Below are 15,108 nucleotides of genomic sequence, written 5' to 3'. Positions count from 1 at the left end.
GCCGGTGCGGCGCTCGGCCAGCCGGTCGACGGCCGCCCCGCGGCCGGAGCCGGTGACACGAACCTCCTCGGCGGACGTGGGGTGCCGACGGTCGACGGCTTCGGTCCCCGAGGCGGCGGCGCACATGCGGCGGACGAGCATTTCCTGCGCTCCTCTCTGCACGAGCGCATCGCGCTCCTGCGTGCCGTGCTCACCGTCACGGCGGAGTGACGATACGATTCCGGTTCCCACGCCCGACCCGAACGGCCGGAGATACGTTCCGGATGTCTGCGACATGTGATCGACGCCTCCGCGATCAGCTCCGGCGTGCGCATCCTGGCATCCGCGTGTTTCCGCCGTGTTACACCGCCTCGACAGCCGGCGCACTTTCCCGAGGATGGCAGATTTCTTCCGCGATACGCATCGAATGTCTTGACCGCGGGGCCGTCTTCCGCTTGCATGGTCAGCACCGACCCGGCTTCACTGTGGATCCGGGCGGCGCCCGAAGGGACCTTCCATGCGTCTTGCCCCCCGCTCCAGAACCGTGCGAAGTCTGACCGCCGCCGCGATCGCCTCCGCGCTCCTCATCGCCGCTCCGGTCGGTGCCGCTCAGGCGCAGTCCGTCAGCGCCGCCACCGAATCCCCGGCGTCCGAGACCACGCTCCGGATCGCCACCTCCGGATTCGTGGACACGTTCAACCCGTTCATCTCGATCTACCTGACGCCGACGAACATCATCCGGTACGTCTACGAGTCGCTCGTGCAGAACGACGCCGAGGACGGCTCCCCCACGAAGGGCCTCGCCGACAGCTGGGAGGCGACCGACGGCGGCCAGACGTGGACCTTCACCCTCCAGGACGACCTCGTCTGGTCGGACGGCGAGCCCATCACCTCCGCCGATGTGAAGTACACGTACGACCAGATGATGACGGTGCCCGCCCTCGGCACGGCCAACGGCAACCTCGTCTCCAACTTCGACACCGTCGAGACCCCCGACGACAAGACCGTCGTGATCACCCTGAAGACCCCGCAGGCCCCGAACCCGGGCTCGGAGATCCCGATCGTCCCGAAGCACATCTGGGAGGAGGTCGACGACCCGACGACCTTCACCAACGACGCCGACGTGGTCGGCTCCGGCCCGTTCGTCCTCGACAGCTACTCGGCCAACCAGTCCATCGTGCTGAAGGCGAACGAGAACTTCTGGCGCGGCGCCCCCAAGATCGACGCGATCCAGTACGTGTACTACACGAACTCGGACGCCCAGGTGCAGGCTCTCAAGGCGGGCGACGTCGACCTCGTCACCGGCCTCACCCCGACGCAGTTCTCGGCGCTCGAAGGCGTCGACGGCATCACCACGCACTCCGGTGAGGGCCGCCGCTACCACTCGATCAGCATCAACGTCGGCCAGCAGACGCGCGACAACGTGCCCTACGGCACCGGCAACGCCGCGCTGAAGGAGCTCGAGGTCCGCCAGGCCATCCGTCTCGGCACCGACACGGCGACCCTCCTCGACAAGGTCCTGGACGGCGAGGGCACGCTCGCGACGAGCTTCATCCCGGCGTCCTTCCCGAAGTGGCACCTCTCGGATGACGACGACGTGATCGTCGGCTTCGACCCCGAGGCCGCGCAGGCGAAGCTGGACGACGCGGGCTGGGTCCCCGGCACCGACGGCATCCGCGAGAAGGACGGCCAGCGCCTGAGCCTGCGCCTGCTGACCGACGCGGACGACGCGAACGAGCAGTCCATCTCCGACTTCTTCGTCCCCTGGATGAAGGAGATCGGCATCGAGATCACGGTCGAGTCCACCGACTCCGACACGATCAGCGCGAAGGCCACGTCCGGCGACTACGACCTGTACTTCAGCGGCTGGTCGGTCAACCCCGACCCCGACTACCAGCTCGGCATCAACACCTGCATGAACCTGCCGACCGCGACCGACGGCACCGGCGGCACCACGCAGGACGGGTACTGCAACCCGGAGTTCGACGAGATGTACGCCGCGCAGCGCTCCGAGATCGACGCCGACAAGCGCCAGGAGATCGTGCACGACATGCTCGCGCTGAACTACACCGACACCGCGCAGGTCGCCACCTGGTACGCGAACTCGCTCGAGGCCTACCGCTCCGACCGCTTCACGGGCTTCACCCTGCAGCCGAAGGACGGCGGCATCATCGCCAACCAGGCCGGCTACTGGGGCTACCTCACCGTCGAGCCCGTCGAGGGCGCGACCGCCGGCGGCACCGGCACGAACACCGGACTCCTCATCGGAGGCATCGTCGTGGGGGTGGTCATCATCGGAGGAGTCATCTTCTTCCTGATCCGTCGCCGCAACATCGCCGACGTCGAATGAGTCCGGCGAGACGCCGCGGGTGGCGGGCCTCCGCACCCGCGGCGTCTCCCGGTCCGCTGTAAGGAGACCCCCATGTCCAACGCGGTACCCCCGTCCACCTCCGCCATCGCGACGAGCGCCGCGGCCGAGGAGCAGCCGAAGGGCGTCGGCGCCCTCCGCTACTTCCTGGTCAAGCTCGGCGGCGCGGCCATCAGCCTGGCGATGGTGATCCTCCTCGGATTCTTCGCCTTCAAGATCCTGCCGGGCGATCCGGTCGCCTCGATCGCCCGCGAGCGCGGGATGAGCGCCGAGCAGGCCGACCAGCTGCGCGAGCAGCTCGGTCTGAACAAGCCGCTGTGGCAGCAGTTCATCGACTACCTCGGCAACGTGTTCACCCTGAACTTCGGCACGAGCTACGTCTATCGCACGTCGGTGTCCGAGCTCATCGGCCAGTACTTCTGGAACACGATCCTCCTCACCGGCACGGCGGCCATCATCGCGATCGCCCTCGGGCTCTGGCTCGGGCAGAAGGCCGCCTGGAAGCACGGCTCCACCTTCGACCGCGTCGTCTCCGGCACGTCGCTCGTGTTCTGGTCGGTGCCGACCTTCTGGCTGGCCCTGCTGCTCCTGATGATCTTCGGCGGCACGCTGCACTGGTTCCCGACCGGAGGCATGGTCTCCCCCAACCCGCCCACCGATCCGGTCGGCGCGGTCCTGGACGTGATCTCGCACATGGTGCTCCCGGTGATCACGATGGTCGCGGTCGTGTACGCGCAGTACCTCATGGTGATGCGCAGCTCGCTCCTCGAGGAGATGGGCGCCGACTACCTCACCACTGCGCGGGCCAAGGGCCTCCGGGAGGACCTCGTGCGGCGTCGGCACGCCGTCCCCAACGCCCTGCTGCCGACCGTCACCCTCGTCTTCATGCACATCGGCGGCCTCATCGCCGGGGCCGTCACGGTGGAGACGGTGTTCTCCTGGCCCGGGCTCGGGAAGCTGACCTTCGAGGCCATCTCCGGCCCCGACCTCCCGCTCCTGCAGGGCACCTTCGTGGTGTTCTCCACGATCATCATCGCGATGAACCTCATCGCGGACCTCATCTACCGGCAGCTCGACCCGAGGGTGAGGCGCGCATGACCACGGCATCCCCGACCATCCGTTCGCCCCGCGCCCTGGCGTGGCATCGCCGCGGCACCGCCTTCGTCGACTTCTGCCGGCAGTTCGCCCAGCACCGGGCGGGCATGGTGGGCCTCGTCTTCCTCGTGATCGTGGCCCTCATCGCGATCTTCGCCCCCGTGATCGCCCCCGCCAGCATGCTCGACGTCACGAAGCTCGTCGACGTGCAGCGCTTCGCCCCGCCGTCCTGGGAGCATCCCCTCGGCACCGACCATCAGGGTCGCGAGATCTGGGTCCGCATGGTGTGGGGCGCCCGGGTGTCCCTGCTCGTCGGCCTCGCCGCCACGGCGATGTCGATGATCATCGGCACCCTCGTCGGCCTCTCGGCGGGCCACTTCACCGGGTTCTTCGGCGGGCTGATGATGCGCATCATCGACTTCTTCCTCGTGCTGCCGTCGCTGATCCTCGCGATCGTGCTGTCGTCGGTGCTGAGCCGCGGCGTCTGGACGATCATCATCGCGATCGGCCTGACCTCGTGGGCCGGCACCGCCCGCGTCGTCCGCGCGCAGACCCTCTCCGTGGAGTCGCGCGACTACATCGAACGCTCGCGGGCCCTCGGCGCCGGGCACTGGCACATCATCATGAAGCACCTCCTCCCCGGGGTGCTGCCGCTCGTGCTCGCCAACACCACGCTGACGGTCGGCTCGGCGATCATCTCCGAATCCACCCTGGCGTTCCTCGGCCTCGGCGACACCACGCTGCAGTCCTGGGGGTCGATCCTGAAGAACGCGATGGACGTCTCCGCGGCGACCAGCGGCTACTGGTGGTACGTGCTCGTGCCCGGCATCGCCATCGTCCTCGTCGTGCTGTCGTTCACCCTGATGGGCCGCGCCGTCGAGAACATCACCAACCCGACGCTGAGGAGCCGCTGAGATGCCCGACCTGATCTTCGACGACGTCTCCATCACGTACCGCACCTCCGGGCGGTCCGGTCGCGACGAGGTGGCGGCCGTACGCAACGTCTCGCTCACCCTCCCCGCCGGGCAGACCCTCGGCATCGCCGGCGAGTCCGGCTCCGGCAAGTCCACTCTCGCCATGAGCGTGCTCCGGCTCCTGCCGCGCAACGCCCGGCTCAGCGGCCGCGTGCTGCTGGGCGACGAGGACGTCGCCACGTTGTCCTTCGGGCAGCTCCGCGCCGTGCGCTGGGCGCAGACGTCCATCGTGTTCCAGGGTGCGATGCACTCGCTCAACCCGGTCCGCACCGTCGGCTGGCAGCTCCTGGAGGCGCTGGAGCTGCACGCCTCCGACCGCTGGAAGGGCGAGAAGGCGCGCAAGGAACGGGTCCGGGAGCTGCTCGACGTGGTCGACCTGCCGCAGCAGAAGAGCGAGTCGTATCCGCACGAGCTCTCCGGCGGCCAGAAGCAGCGCGTGATGATCGCGATGGCCCTCGCGTGCGATCCGGAGGTCATCATCGCGGACGAGCCCACCACCGCGCTCGACGTGATCGTGCAGAAGCAGATCCTCGACATGATCTCGCGTCTCGTGGCGGAGCGCGGCATCTCGATGCTCATGATCAGCCACGACCTCTCGGTGCTCGCCACGGCGTGCGACCGGATCGCCATCATGCGCGACGGGGAGCTGGTCGAGGTCGGCGAGAGCTACGCGGTCTGCACGACCCCGCAGGAGGCGTACACGCGACAGCTCGCCGACGCCTTCCCCACGATCGGCGATCCGGCGTCCCGGATGGCCCCGGTGACCCGGCACGGCCGCGATGCGGACGAGGTGCCGGAGATCACGCACGGCGACGAGGTGCTGCTGGAGGCGCGCGGAGTCAACGTCACCTACCGCTCCGGCGGGCGCCCCGTGCATGCGGTCCGCGACGTCGACCTCTCGGTGCGCAAGGGCGAGATCGTCGCGCTCGTCGGCCAGTCCGGCTCCGGCAAGTCGACCCTCGCCCGCGCGCTCATGGGCCTGCAGCCTGCCGACCCCGGGTCGCAGATCCTCTTCGACGGCGCACCGATCCCGTCGAAAGGGCGCGACCTCGCGCGGTTCCGCTCGCAGGTGCAGCTCGTGCTGCAGGATCCCTGGGCCGCGCTGAACCCGAAGCACAGCGTCTACGAGTCCGTGGCAGAGGGACTGCGCGTGCAGCGCTTCGCCGGTGATGAACGCGAGCGTGTGGCGCAGAGCCTCGCCGACGCGGAGCTCACCCCGCCGGAGCGCTACTTCGGCGCCATCCCGCAGGAGCTCAGCGGTGGGCAGCGGCAGCGCGTCGTCATCGCCGGTGCGCTCGCCGTGCAGCCGCAGATGCTCATCGCCGACGAACCCGTCGCCTCGCTCGACGCGTCCGTGCGCGGAGAGATCCTCGGACTCCTGCTGGAGCTGCGGCGCCGCCTCGGGCTCTCCGCCCTCGTCATCACGCACGACCTCGGTCTCGCCTGGAACATCGCCCACACGGTCGCGGTGATGTACCACGGGCAGATCGTCGAGCACGGCCCCACCGAAGAGGTGCTGCTGAACCCGCAGCACGAGTACACCCGGCACCTGCTGTCCGCGGCGCCGCGCATCGAGGAGAAGACGGCATGAGCGTCCTGACGGAGGCGACGGTGTCGCCGTATCTCGACACGGCTCCCCTGCAACCCGGCGACACGGTGGCGATCGTCTCGCCGTCCGGACCCGGCAACGAGGAGAACACCCAGCGCGCCGTCGGCTACTACGAGTCCTGGGGCCTGAAGGTCCGGGTGGGCGCGCACGTCCTCACGCCGCACCCCCGCGCGTCCTACCTCGCGGGGCCCGACGGCCTCCGCCGCGCCGACCTCGTCGACGCCTGGCTCGATCCCGAGGTGGACGCCATCGTCACGGCACGCGGCGGCTACGGTGCCCTGCGCCTCCTCGACGGCATCGACTGGGCCGACATGCGCCGCGGGGCGCTGCGCCGGGACGGGCGACCGAAGCTCCTCACGGGCTCGTCCGACGTGACCGCCCTGCACGAGACGTGGCGCGCGCACCTCGACGTCGCGACGCTCTTCTGCCCGATGGCGGGGAACAACGTCTTCCGCGATTCGGAGCAGGTGCGCGACGACGTGCAGCGCTGGCTCTTCGAACCCTGGCGCGGGCGGGAGCTCATCGGCCCGAAGACCGAGATCATGACGCCGGGCCGCGCCGAAGGGCGCTTCACGGGCGGCAACCTCAGCCTGCTCGCCGCCGGACTCGGCGCCCCGGAGGCGGACGTCCCCTCCCCCGGCATCCTGTTCCTGGAGGACATCACCGAAGAGCCGTACCGCCTCGACAGCTTCGTCACGCAGCTCCGGCGCGCGGGCCGTCTCGCCCAGGCGACGGGCATCGTTCTCGGCTCCTGGCACGAGTGCGGCGACCTCGACCTCGTCCACGCGCTCATGCGGGACGAGTTCCAGGACGCCGGGGTCCCCGTGCTGTGGGAGCAGGGCTTCGGCCACGACCCGCACGCCCTGACCATCCCGCTCGGTGTCGACGGGGTGCTGGACGCGACCGGCGACGAGCCCCGCCTCACGGTGGGACGGCCATGATCGCTCTTCCGCCCCTCGACCCCCGTGTCTCCTGGTCGATCCGGCTCGTCGACGCCGGAAGCGGCGAGACCCTTGCCGAGCACGAGCCGCACACGCTGTGCGAGACCGCGAGCATCGGCAAGATCTTCCTGCTCCTCGAGGTCGCTCGACGGCTGGAGGCGGGCACGCTCGCCGAGGACGACCGGATCGAGATCCCGGACGAGCACCGCGTCGAGGACTCCGGGCTGCTGTACCGCATGCACGATCAGCGCATCACGGTCCACGATGCGGCGCTCCTCGTCGGGGCGGTGAGCGACAACCTCGCCACGAACGCCCTGATCCACCTCTGCGGTCTGGAGGAGGTGCGGGCCGTCGCTCCGGCACTCGGATACCGCGACACCGCCCTGCACGACTACATCCGCAACGAGCGCACCCCCGACCTGCCCTGGACGCCGTCGTTCGGCACGGCGGCCGAGCTGTCCGACGTGATGCGCCGGCTCGGCGCCGGCGAGGCGTTCTCCCCCGCGGTGAGCGCCCGGGTGCTGGACTGGCTGGCCGCCGACACCGACACGTCGATGACCGCAGACGCCTTCCTGCTCGACCCCCTCGCCCACGTCGAGGCCGACTATCAGGGCATGGTGCTGCGCCACAAGACGGGCAGCGTGAGCTTCGCCCGCGTCGACGTCGGACTGCTGCGGGGCCCGAGGGCCGCCGTCGCGTATGCGGTGGCGGCGAACTGGAAGGACTCCGCGGCCGACCTCCGCGCGCCCGTGCTCGACGACATGCGCGCGGTCGGTGAGCTCATCCGCGCGCACGTCACCGGACGCGCACGAGACGAGGAAGACGCATGAGCGCGATCGAGGTGGAGCTCCCCGACGAGAACGGCACGGTGTGGTCGGTCCTCGTCCAGGACATCGACTCCGGCGAGGTGCTGCTGCGCCATGACCCGGAGACGGTGCAGGACACGGCGAGCGTCGGCAAGATCTTCCTCCTCCACCGCCTCCTCGCCGAGGTGGACGCCGGCACGCGGACTCTCGAAGAGCGCGTGACCCGACGGCCGGTCGAGGCCATCGAGGACTCCGGGCTCTGGTACCTGCTGCAGGCGTCCGAGCTGTCGCTGTACGACGTGGCCGCGCTCATCGGGGCGGTGAGCGACAACGCCGCGACCAACACGCTGGGCCGCGTCATCGGCATCCCGACCGTGCAGGAGCACACCCGCGCGCTCGGCTACACCGCCTCGGCCCTCGACGACATCGTGCGGTGGCCGATCCCGCCCGGGGCCCCGAAGACGCTGTCGCACGCGAACGCCGCGGAGCTCGTGCTCTTCATGTCGCGCCTGGCCGACGGCACTGATCTCTCCCCCGCCTCGGCCGACACGCTGCGCCGCTGGCTGGGCGCGGGCATGGATCTGTCGATGGTCGCGTCGGCCTTCGACCTCGACCCGCTCGCGCACTGGGGCTTCGATCGCGGCGTGTGGCTGCTGAACAAGACCGGCACGATTTCCCGCGTCCGCGCCGACACCGGGATCGTCATGTCCCCCACCCGCCGGATCGCGTACGCCGTCCTGGCGAACTGGGACCGGGGCGCCGACGGGCGCGGCCCGGTGCTGGCCGCCATGCGCCGCATTGGCGAGGACATCCACGCCGCGCTCGCCGACTGAGACCGCCGCGGCTCAGACGACCCCGGCGCGAGCCAGGCGTTCCCGCACCCGATCGATCGGCACCGCGTGCGCCGTCCGCCCCTCGGGGCCCACGGTGGTCTCCGCGGCGAGCACCGAGTTGACCAGGGCCTCCTCGACCGCGTCCATCGTCGCGGCGAAGAGCGGCGAGAGCTCGTCGTCGGCCGCCGGACCGCCGTCCGCCTGGTCGTGCACCGAGAAGGCGATCGCGTAGTCGCCGCTGCCCTGCGCATAGGCGGCGCCGACACCGCGCATCGCGAACACGGCCCGGTTGGCCACGCGGCCGAGCTGCCGCCCGTCGACGGGAGCGTCCGTCGCGACGACGATCATGCAGGAGTTGCCGACGGGCTGTGCCGGAGCATCGGCGAGGAGCTCCTCCGCGGGCAGCGGGACGCCGGCGATCCGCAGCGTGCCGCTGAAGTTCGTCTGCACGAGGACGCCGACCGTGGCCGTCCGCCCCGCGACCTCGACCAGCCGCGATGCCGTGCCGATGCCGCCCTTGTACCCGAGGGCGACGGTCCCGGCACCGGCGCCCACGCCTCCCTCCGCGACCGCACCCGGAGCCGCCGCAGCCAGGGCCGCCGTCACCTGCTCCTCCCCCACGGCTCGACGACGGATGTCGGAGAGGAATCCGTCGTTCGTCTCGCCCACCACCGGGTTCAACGTGGTCGTCCGTGCGTGCGCCGGCGTCGCCAGCAGATGCCCGAGCAGCGCATCTGCGACGCGGAACACGGACAGCGTCGAGGTCAGCAGGATCGGCGTCTCCAGCGCCCCGAGCTCGCGGAGCTGCGTGGCACCGACGAGTTTGCCGTAGCCGTTGCCGACCGAGAGGTTCGCGGGAAGGCTGCGGCGCTCGGCGGTGAGGGCCTCGGGGACGATCGCCGTCACGCCCGTGTGCAGACCGTCGCCGTGCAGCGTGGCGTGCCCCACCCGCACACCGGGGACGTCGGTGATCGCGTTCTCCGCGCCGCGCGCGAAGGCTCCGGACGGCACGCCGAGGTCGGCGAGACGGGGACGGGAGGACGAGGACGACGGCGGTGTCATGCTCCGATCATTCCAGCGTCGGACGGGCCGGCCGCAGCGCCGCGCCGGACGCTGCCCCGGGTCGAGCGCCCCGCCCGCGCGCTCGGTAGACTGGGCGGCACCACCCACACTCAGGCACGCTCACACAGTGCCGCATACATCGCTCGAGGAGACCTCCATGTCCGCCATTCCCGACAAGCCCGCACTCGAAGGTCTCGAAGCGAAGTGGGACGCCGCCTGGGCGGAGCAGGGCACGTACCTGTTCGACCGTCTGCGCGCCACCGAGCTCGGCCGTGAGGGCGTCTACTCGATCGACACCCCGCCGCCTACCGCCTCGGGCAGCCTCCACATCGGTCACGTGTTCTCCTACACGCACACCGACGTCAAGGCCCGTTACGAGCGCATGCGCGGCAAGACCGTGTTCTACCCGATGGGCTGGGACGACAACGGCCTGCCCACCGAGCGCCGCGTGCAGAACTACTACGGCGTGCGCTGCGACCCCTCGCTCCCCTACGACGCCGACTTCACCCCGCCGTTCGAGGGCGGCGACAACAAGTCGAGCCGGGCAGCGGACCAGCAGCCGATCAGCCGTCGCAACTTCATCGAGCTGTGCGAGCGCCTCACGATCGAGGACGAGAAGCAGTTCGAGGCGCTGTTCCGTCAGCTCGGGCTGAGCGTGGACTGGACCCAGACCTACCGCACCATCTCCGACGACACGATCCGGCAGAGCCAGCTCGCCTTCCTCCGCAACATCGAGCGCGGCGAGGCGTACCAGGCGCTTGCGCCGACGCTGTGGGACATCGACTTCCGCTCCGCGATCGCGCAGGCCGAGCTCGAGGACCGCGACCAGCAGGCCGCGTACCACACGATCGAGTTCCCCTTCGCGGACGGCTCCGGCTCCATCGCGATCGACACCACGCGTCCGGAGCTCCTCCCCGCGTGCATCGCGATCGTGACCCACCCCGAGGGGCCGCACAAGCACCTCATCGGCACGAAGGTCCGCACGCCCTACTTCGGCGCCGAGATCGAGATCCACGGCCACCACCTCGCCCAGCCGGACAAGGGCACCGGCGCGGCCATGGTCTGCACCTTCGGCGACGTGACCGACATCATCTGGTGGCGCGAGCTGCGCACCACCGCCGGCGAGTCCCTGCCGAACATGACGACGATCGGTCTCGACGGCCGCTTCCTCGCCGAGGCCCCGTCGATCGTGGCCGACGCCGACGCGCGCGCCTGGTACGCGGAGAACGTGGCAGGGAAGACCGTCTTCAGCGCTCGTAAGGCGATCGTGGAGAAGCTGCAGGAGACCGGCGACATGACCGCCGTCGGCAAGCCCTTCCAGCACGCCGTGAAGTTCTTCGAGAAGGGTGACCGCCCGCTCGAGATCGTCTCGACCCGGCAGTGGTACATCCGCAACGGCGCCCGCGACGGCGAGCTGCGCGACCAGCTGCTCGCGCACGGTACCGAGCTGGCCTGGCACCCCGACTTCATGCGGGTCCGCTACGAGAACTGGGTCGGCGGTCTCACCGGCGACTGGCTCGTGTCCCGGCAGCGGTTCTTCGGCGTGCCGATCCCGCTCTGGTATGCGCTGGACGAGAACGGCGAGCGCGACTACGACCGGGTGCTCACCCCGGACCCGGCCGCGCTGCCCATCGACCCGACCACGGATGTCCCGGCCGGCTACACCGAGGCCCAGCGCGGGGTGCCTGGCGGGTTCGACGCCGAGGCCGACATCCTCGACACGTGGGCGACCTCCTCGCTGACCCCGCAGCTCGCGGGCGGCTGGCAGCGCGACGAGGAGCTGTGGCAGCTCACCGCTCCGTTCGACCTGCGCCCCCAGGGACAGGACATCATCCGCACCTGGCTCTTCTCGACCATGCTGCGCTCCACACTCGAAGACGGCCGCGCCCCGTGGAAGAACGCCGCCATCTCCGGCTTCATCGTCGACCCCGACCGCAAGAAGATGTCGAAGTCGAAGGGCAACGTGGTCACCCCGGCCGACGTGCTCGACGCCCACGGCTCGGACGCGGTGCGGTACTGGGCGGCCTCGAGCCGACTCGGCATGGACGCGGCGTTCGACCCGCAGAACCCGACCCAGGTGAAGATCGGCCGGCGTCTGGCGATCAAGGTGCTCAACGCCGCCAAGTTCGTGCTGTCGTTCCCGGTGCCCGCGGGCGCTCAGGTGACGCATGCGCTCGACGCGTCGATGCTCACGGCGCTCGACGGCGTGGTGGCCGAGGCGACCGCGGCCTTCGACCGGTACGACGCCGCCCGGGCGCTGGAGCTGACCGAGGCGTTCTTCTGGACCTTCTGCGACGACTACCTGGAGCTCGTGAAGGAGCGCGCCTACAACCAGAGCGACGTGGGTCAGGCCTCGGCCGCCCTCGCGCTGCGTCTGGCGCTGTCCACGCTGCTCCGCCTGCTCGCCCCGGTGCTCTCCTTCGCCACGGAGGAGGCCTGGTCGTGGTTCGAGGAAGGCTCCGTGCACACCGCTGCGTGGCCCGAGAAGCTCGGCATCGAGGGCGACCCGGCCGTGCTGGCCGCCGCGAGCGAGGCGCTCATCGGCATCCGCCGCGCGAAGACCGAGGCGAAGGCGTCGCAGAAGACCCCGGTCTCCCGTGCCGCCATCGCCGCTCCCGCCACGAAGGTCGAAGCCCTGCGCGCCGCGGCGGACGACCTCCGCGCGGTCGGCCGCATCGCCGAGCTCGAGATCACCGAGGCGGAGGAGTTCGCGGTCACCGCGATCGAGCTCGCCCCGGTCGAGGCCTCCTGATGCAGCTCGGCACGCGCTGGGCCACGGGTGCACAGCCGCCCGCCTCCGTCCCCGAAGCGCTGCGTCCCGCGATCGCCGAGGTCGAGTCCCAGGGCCTCACCGGCCACTGGACCCTCACCTGGCTCGAGGGCCGCGCGATCGCGGAGCTCGACGCCGGCTGGGAGGTCCTCCAGACCCCCTCCGGCGAGGTCATCGCCCGCCCCTTCTGATCGCCGAGACCCCGCTTCATCGCCGAGACCCCCTCCTTCCCGCGCGGGAAAGAGGGGGTCTCGCCGCGTACCCGGGGTCTCGGGTCAGCGGCGTGGGGCTCCGAGCTGCGCGAGGAGATGATCCACGGCGTGCGGGTCGGAGCGGCGGGCCTGCTGTTCGCGGAGGAGGTCGAGGGCGAGGGTCCGTCGCTGTGCGCGCCGCTCGATGCGGTGCTCGATCACGGCGGTGACCCGGTCGGCGAGGCGCAGCAGGCCGCGCTCCGTACGAGTGGGGCTGACGAGGTGCAGGGTCGCGGCGGTCATGATGCCTCCGTCGTGGCCGCACCATCCGGTGTCGGCAGATCGAAGATCTCGGCACGGAGGGAGACGCGGCGCACGTCGGGCCCCTCCTGACCGCGGTACTGCGCGATCGCCTTCTCCACGACCGCCTCCAGTTCGGCCCGCAGCGACATCGCCTGCTCCGCGGTCATGTCGAGGTGCGTGGTGATCGTCACGCCCACGTCGCGCCAGCCCTCGGGGACCTCGGACTCCGGGCGGTTGAGGTACCGCATCAGCGTCTCGTGCCGGAGCCGGAAGAACTCCGACGTGACGATCTGTGCCGCGGCACGGTTGGCCGGCGACATCTGCTCGTCCGGGCCAGGCACATCGATGCGTCCCTTCGGACGCTCCCACCATCGCTCCCGTGCTGTGCCCCGGCCTTCCACCTCGCGGATGAGGTCGTGTGCCGCGAGTGCGCGGAGGTGATAGCTGGTGGATCCCGAGGTCTCCCCCACGAGGGCCGCGAGAGAGCTGGCCGTCTGGGGACCACGAGAGGCGAGCAGATCGAAGATCCTGACCCGCAGCGGATGCGCGAGCGCTTTGAGGGCCCCCGCATCCAGCGTCCGTACCTGCGTCTCGTTCGTCATGAATGCAAAGATACGCTTGCAAACAGTTCTTTGCAAGTGTTTCTTTGCATCACTTCATCTCTCGGTATCCCGCGCTGCGACGAAGGCTGCCACGCAGCGCTCCACCTGGTCGGGGGTGTGGGCGGCGGAGAGCTGCACACGGATACGCGCCTTGCCCCGCGGCACGACCGGGAAGCTGAACGCCGTCACGTAGACACCCTGATCCTGCATCGCCGCGGCGATCCGGGCGGTGAGGGCGGCGTCGCCGAACATGACCGGGACGATCGGATGCTCGCCCGGAAGCAGGTCGAAGCCCTCCTCCGCCATCCAGGCTCGGAACAGGGCTGCGTTGTCCCGCAGCCGCGCCCGGAGGTCGGCCGATCGCTCGACCAGGTCGAGCGCGGTCAGCGTTCCGGCCACGATGGCCGGAGCGAGGGTGTTCGAGAACAGGTACGGACGGGAGCGCTGACGCAACAGCGCGACGATCTCCGCGTGGGAGGCGACGTACCCGCCGGAGGCGCCGCCCAGCGCCTTGCCGAACGTGCCGGTGTAGATGTCCACGCGATCCGCGACGCCGCACAACTCCGGCGTCCCGCGTCCGTTCTCGCCGACGAAGCCGACCGCGTGCGAGTCGTCCACGAAGACGAGCGCGTCGTAGCGCTCCGCCAGGTCGCAGATCTCGGCCAGCGGGGCGATGTAGCCGTCCATCGAGAAGACACCGTCGGTCACGATCACGCGGAACCGGGCATCGGCGGCCGCCCGCAGCTGCTCCTCCAGATCCGCCATGTCGCGATTGCGGTACCGGAGCCGGCGCGCCTTGGACAGCCGGATCCCGTCGATGATGGACGCGTGGTTCAACTCGTCCGAGATGATCGCGTCCTCCGCGGAGAACAGCGTCTCGAACACACCGCCGTTCGCGTCGAAGCAGGACGAGTAGAGGATCGCGTCATCGGTGCCGAGGAAGTCCGCGAGCCGACGCTCGAGTTCGAGGTGCTGCTCCTGGGTGCCGCAGATGAAGCGGACGCTCGCGAGTCCGTACCCCCACTCGTCCAGCGCGGTGCGCGCCGCAGCGAGGATCCGGGGGTCGTCGGCGAGACCGAGATAGTTGTTGGCGCAGAAGTTGAGCACCTCGACGCCGTCGGCCGTGATCTCCGCCCTCTGCGGTCCGCGGATGCCGCGCTCGTGCTTGGTGAGCCCGGCCTCCTCGATCCCCGCCAGCTCCTGCGCCACATGGTCTTTGAAGGTCGCGTACATCACAGCTCCGTCCAGTCGAGGATGATCTTGCCCGTGCCGGCGGACTCCGCCGCCGCGAATCCGCGCTCCCAGTCGCGCGCCGGTACGACTTCGGCGATCACCCGACCGATCGCTTCGCGCAACGTCGCACTCGTCTGCAGCATCGCCCCCATGGCGTTCCAGGTCTCGAACATCTCCCGGCCGTAGATCCCGGTGATGGTGAGCATGTGCGTGACGAGCTTGCCCCAGTCGATGTCGAACCCGGTCGACGGCAGCCCGAGCATGGCGATGCGTCCGCCGTGGTTCATGTTGTCGATGTCGTTCGTCACGCGGGAGATCAGCTCGCCGCGCTGCACCTTGTCG

At 70.1% G+C, this 15,108-nt stretch carries 14 protein-coding genes and 1 pseudogene; 10 read left to right on the top strand and 5 right to left on the bottom strand.

Going from position 1 to position 15,108, the window contains the following annotated elements:
- From DW296_RS00550 to DW296_RS00515, 8 genes are all read left to right on the top strand, one after another.
- On the top strand, positions 1–210 hold a 210-nt coding region (locus DW296_RS00550; protein ID WP_136050637.1), incomplete at its 5' end, for a M20/M25/M40 family metallo-hydrolase.
- Positions 211–523: 313 nt separating this feature from the next.
- The gene (locus DW296_RS00545; RefSeq protein WP_240742942.1) at positions 524–2,329 is read left to right on the top strand and encodes an ABC transporter substrate-binding protein; all 1,806 of its coding nucleotides are present in this window, start codon (positions 524–526) and stop codon (positions 2,327–2,329) included.
- A 72-nt stretch (positions 2,330–2,401) separates the two neighbouring features.
- Positions 2,402–3,445, top strand: a complete 1,044-nt coding sequence (locus tag DW296_RS00540) for an ABC transporter permease (protein ID WP_136050635.1) — start codon at positions 2,402–2,404, stop codon at positions 3,443–3,445.
- A complete protein-coding gene (locus DW296_RS00535; RefSeq protein ID WP_082758500.1) occupies positions 3,442–4,356 on the top strand; it encodes an ABC transporter permease in 915 nt (304 codons plus the stop codon). The genes DW296_RS00540 and DW296_RS00535 overlap by 4 nt, the downstream gene beginning before the upstream one ends.
- Before the next feature lies 1 nt (position 4,357).
- Positions 4,358–6,007: an ATP-binding cassette domain-containing protein gene (locus DW296_RS00530; RefSeq protein ID WP_136050634.1), complete on the top strand. Its 1,650-nt coding sequence runs from the start codon at positions 4,358–4,360 to the stop codon at positions 6,005–6,007.
- On the top strand, positions 6,004–6,966 hold the full coding sequence (locus tag DW296_RS00525; protein ID WP_136050633.1) for a S66 peptidase family protein: 963 nt from the start codon (positions 6,004–6,006) through the stop codon (positions 6,964–6,966). Before DW296_RS00530 ends, DW296_RS00525 begins: the two co-directional genes overlap by 4 nt.
- The gene (locus tag DW296_RS00520) at positions 6,963–7,796 is read left to right on the top strand and encodes a serine hydrolase (RefSeq protein ID WP_136050632.1); all 834 of its coding nucleotides are present in this window, start codon (positions 6,963–6,965) and stop codon (positions 7,794–7,796) included. The genes DW296_RS00525 and DW296_RS00520 overlap by 4 nt, the downstream gene beginning before the upstream one ends.
- Positions 7,793–8,605 (top strand): serine hydrolase, encoded by an 813-nt coding sequence (locus DW296_RS00515; RefSeq protein WP_136050631.1) that lies wholly within the window; start codon positions 7,793–7,795, stop codon positions 8,603–8,605. The genes DW296_RS00520 and DW296_RS00515 overlap by 4 nt, the downstream gene beginning before the upstream one ends.
- 12 nt (positions 8,606–8,617) lie before the next feature.
- On the opposite strand, the gene DW296_RS00510 is transcribed toward DW296_RS00515, so the two are convergent.
- A complete protein-coding gene (locus DW296_RS00510; RefSeq protein WP_136050630.1) occupies positions 8,618–9,667 on the bottom strand; it encodes a P1 family peptidase in 1,050 nt (349 codons plus the stop codon).
- Between the two features lie 157 nt (positions 9,668–9,824).
- Between DW296_RS00510 and valS the strand changes: the two genes are divergently transcribed.
- Together valS and DW296_RS00500 are read left to right on the top strand one after the other, a co-directional pair.
- Entirely contained in the window at positions 9,825–12,419 is a 2,595-nt protein-coding gene (gene valS / locus DW296_RS00505) for a valine--tRNA ligase (protein WP_136050629.1), read from the top strand.
- Positions 12,419–12,628 (top strand): hypothetical protein, encoded by a 210-nt coding sequence (locus tag DW296_RS00500; RefSeq protein ID WP_025105004.1) that lies wholly within the window; start codon positions 12,419–12,421, stop codon positions 12,626–12,628. The genes valS and DW296_RS00500 overlap by 1 nt, the downstream gene beginning before the upstream one ends.
- A gap of 84 nt (positions 12,629–12,712) precedes the next feature.
- On the opposite strand, the gene DW296_RS00495 is transcribed toward DW296_RS00500, so the two are convergent.
- From DW296_RS00495 to DW296_RS00480, 4 genes and pseudogenes are all read right to left on the bottom strand, one after another.
- Positions 12,713–12,931 (bottom strand): hypothetical protein, encoded by a 219-nt coding sequence (locus DW296_RS00495; RefSeq protein ID WP_136050628.1) that lies wholly within the window; start codon positions 12,929–12,931, stop codon positions 12,713–12,715.
- Entirely contained in the window at positions 12,928–13,533 is a 606-nt protein-coding gene (locus DW296_RS00490; RefSeq protein ID WP_136050627.1) for an ArsR/SmtB family transcription factor, read from the bottom strand. The genes DW296_RS00495 and DW296_RS00490 overlap by 4 nt, the downstream gene beginning before the upstream one ends.
- A gap of 54 nt (positions 13,534–13,587) precedes the next feature.
- Complete coding sequence (locus tag DW296_RS00485) at positions 13,588–14,766, bottom strand: glycine C-acetyltransferase (RefSeq protein ID WP_136050626.1); 1,179 nt, start codon at positions 14,764–14,766, stop codon at positions 13,588–13,590.
- A pseudogene (locus DW296_RS00480) lies at positions 14,766–15,108 on the bottom strand (hypothetical protein); the annotation flags it as partial. The gene DW296_RS00485 and the pseudogene DW296_RS00480, both read right to left, overlap by 1 nt.

The organism is Microbacterium sp. K36 (assembly GCF_004794355.1).
Taxonomy (GTDB): domain Bacteria; phylum Actinomycetota; class Actinomycetes; order Actinomycetales; family Microbacteriaceae; genus Microbacterium; species Microbacterium paraoxydans_D.
Note: the sequence above shows the minus strand (reverse complement) of the source record. Positions and strands in the feature narration are given on the sequence as shown.